We start from the raw sequence: 2878 nt of genomic DNA on the forward strand, positions 1-2878 counted from the left end.
GCGGTCTTCAACCGCAGTATAGTGTATCGCGTTTACCCTGCCCTGCCTTCGCTTGCGCTCAGTTAGGACAGGGTTATGTGCAGAACTGCGTTCTGCGTGTCGGCTTTCAGCCTCTCATTACTCAACTTTAGCATTTGATAATAAATATTACTAATTTACTGTCCGGCAGGACAATACCTGAATAACCCCCACCGCCGAACGAAGTGGCGGTGGGGGAAGAAATGCAACACGCACCGCGTCCAGCAGGACGCTAATCGGAGCAAATAGGTGATGCTCAAATGGTTTCACATGCTGAAGTTGAGTCATTACAAAATCATGTATGAGTGAGATCCGCGCGGGGAATCTGCAAAAAAATCTATTGTAGCATAGTTACAACAGATTGCTCTGATTTAACTGAATAAGAAATTATTCTAATTATTTTAATTTCTTTCAGTTATTATTAAATCAGTGTTATCAGTGAGATCTGCGCGGGGATATTACCCAAAATACCATTGCTGAATAGTTACTCCCGTCAAGAATTCCCTAATGAAACACTTAATCTGTGCAATCTGTGTTCTATTGACGCATAAAACAGAAATAAACCAGATTGCTTCAGACCGATGCTGGCTGGTGCAACCGATTGCGTAATATTTTTTATGTATAATATTGCGGAAATCAAAAATTAATATTAATTTTGCATGCTAATCTTCTTTAATTAACCATCTATTAATTGGATTTGCGCAAATAATTACGGAACAAACCTAATTTTTTTTACTAACATAATTATTTACAAAACATGAAGAAATTTTTATCTTTCTTAATGATGGCGATGCTGTTTACCACAGCGTTCGCTACCGAGGCCACTATGGCTGCAGGAACCAACGGTTCCTCGGCTACGGTCAATGATCAGGCCGCGATCAAGTGCGGTACGTCATCTAAATCCGGTGACATGACTATCACCGTTGGAGCTGGTGCAACCGAGTTGACATTCTATGCTGCTGCATGGAATGGTGTGGAAAATTCAACTCTGACCATTACTCCCGAAGCTAATGTAAGTGTTTCAGAGGTTACTCTTACACCAAACACCGGTATCGCTGGCAATAGCCCCTTCACCCTTGCCGATGGTACTGACGAAGAGGACTACAAGTTCACAATCACACTCACTGGCGTAACCGCGGAGACAACATTTACCCTGGCAGGTACAAAGCGTTTCGTTGTTTGGAATGCTTCTTACACTGCTGGCGAGGCTCCCGTTGTTACTGTAGCTACTCCCGTGATCAACGGTACTACTCCCTTCGAGGATGAGACCGAGGTTACTATCTCTTGCTCTACCTCTGGCGCTAGCATCTACTACACTCTCGACGGTTCTGATCCCAGCAACCAGAGCACTGAGTACACTGGCGCATTCGACCTTAACGCAACTACTACCGTTAAGGCTATCGCTTACCTCGACGGCACTGCAAGCTCTATTGCTACCAAGGAGTTCGTTGCTAAGCAGGTTGCTAATGTTGCTAATGTAGCTGAGTTCAACGCTCTTGCTGATGGCACTGAATTCAAGTTCACCGGCCGTCTCGTTGTATCTGCTCAGACTGGCAAGTACCTCTACGCTCAGGATGCAACTGGCGGTATGCTCCTCTTCGGCACTGCTCCCGCATATAGCTCTGAGGATGTTATCCCCGCTGGTTTCAAGGGCACTAAGACTACTTTCAATGGTGCTCCCGAGGCAACAGACTTGACTGGCTTGGAAGCTGCTACCGAGACTCAGGAAATTGAGGCTAAGGTTCTCAAGGTGACCGAGGTTGCCAACAACCTCTTCATCGCTGCTATTATCGAAGACGTTCTCATCGACACAGACGCTAAGACCTTCGTTACTGAAGACGGCGAGGTTGCTTACTACGACCGCTTCAAAGTTGAATTCCCCACCGATGGCGAGTTCTACACTGTAAGTGGTGTTACTGGTTACTATAACGCTCCCCAGTTCATGCCCCTGGCATTTGCGAAGGTTGAGCCCGCTCTGGCCAAGATCATTGGCGTTTCTATCAAGGGACAGGAAGTTGAGATGGAAGAAGGCGTTGAGTTCGCTTTCCTCGACCTCACCGAGGCATTCACTGCTGAAGATGTATTTGTTACAACTATGAACGCTGAAGATTGCACAGTTGTTGTCGAAGTTAAAGACGGCTGGCTCGAAGCAACCAATGACTACACCGTACAGATTTCTCTTCTTGACAATGCAGGTGAAACTGTTGACCGCTTCGATGTATTTGTAACTGTAACTACCGAGGATCCCATCACTGGCATCAACGACATCAACGCTGCTAGCGCTAATGTTGTTAAGATGATCGAGAACGGCCAGGTTGTTATCGTTAAGGGCGACAAGAAGTTCAACGTAGCAGGTCAGACTGTTAAGTAAAAAGTATAAAAGTTTAAAGGGTTAAAAGTTTAATCGTTTAACCGTTTAACAACATAGTGATGCCGTCACGGGATTTTCTCCTGTGACGGCTTTTTTAGCCGGCATCGCGGTGGTAACTATTCACCAATGGAACTCCCCGCGCGGATCTCACTGAACTCACTGATTTTTTATCATTGGAAATATATATTTTGTGGATTTTTTAGACCACAGGAGGACGTAACTTTGGTAAACCGCTGGTCGCAGACCTGCGGGCTGCCGGTGGGGGGGTGAAGTGTAACAAAATCGCGGTTGAAGACCGCAACCTCGAAACGTGCAAGGTTGCGGTCTTCAACCGAGGTACAGTGTATCGCGTTTACCCTGCCCTGCCTTCGCTTGCGCTCAGTTAGGACAGGGTTATGTGCAGAACTGCGTTCTGCGTGTCGGCTTTCAGCCTCTCATTACAAAATCATGTGAGATCCCCGCGCGGATAAAAATCTATTGTAGTATAGT

At 46.1% G+C, this 2878-nt stretch carries 1 protein-coding gene; it reads left to right on the forward strand.

Annotated features, from left to right (window positions below; all coding sequences use genetic code 11):
• Positions 1-775 precede the first annotated feature (775 nt).
• Positions 776-2389 carry a chitobiase/beta-hexosaminidase C-terminal domain-containing protein gene (locus ACKI3C_RS05685; RefSeq protein ID WP_407402939.1) on the forward strand — a complete coding sequence of 538 codons (1614 nt, stop codon included), beginning with the start codon at positions 776-778 and terminating at the stop codon, positions 2387-2389.
• The last annotated feature ends 489 nt before the right edge of the window (positions 2390-2878 follow it).

Origin of the sequence: Sodaliphilus sp. (assembly GCF_045598405.1) — a bacterium.
Taxonomy (GTDB): domain Bacteria; phylum Bacteroidota; class Bacteroidia; order Bacteroidales; family Muribaculaceae; genus Sodaliphilus; species Sodaliphilus limicaballi.

Excerpts from the sequence above, each read along its gene's own strand:
- ACKI3C_RS05685 (WP_407402939.1), top strand. The coding sequence starts at position 776 with ATGAAGAAATTTTTATCTTTCTTAATGATGGCGATGCTGTTTACCACA.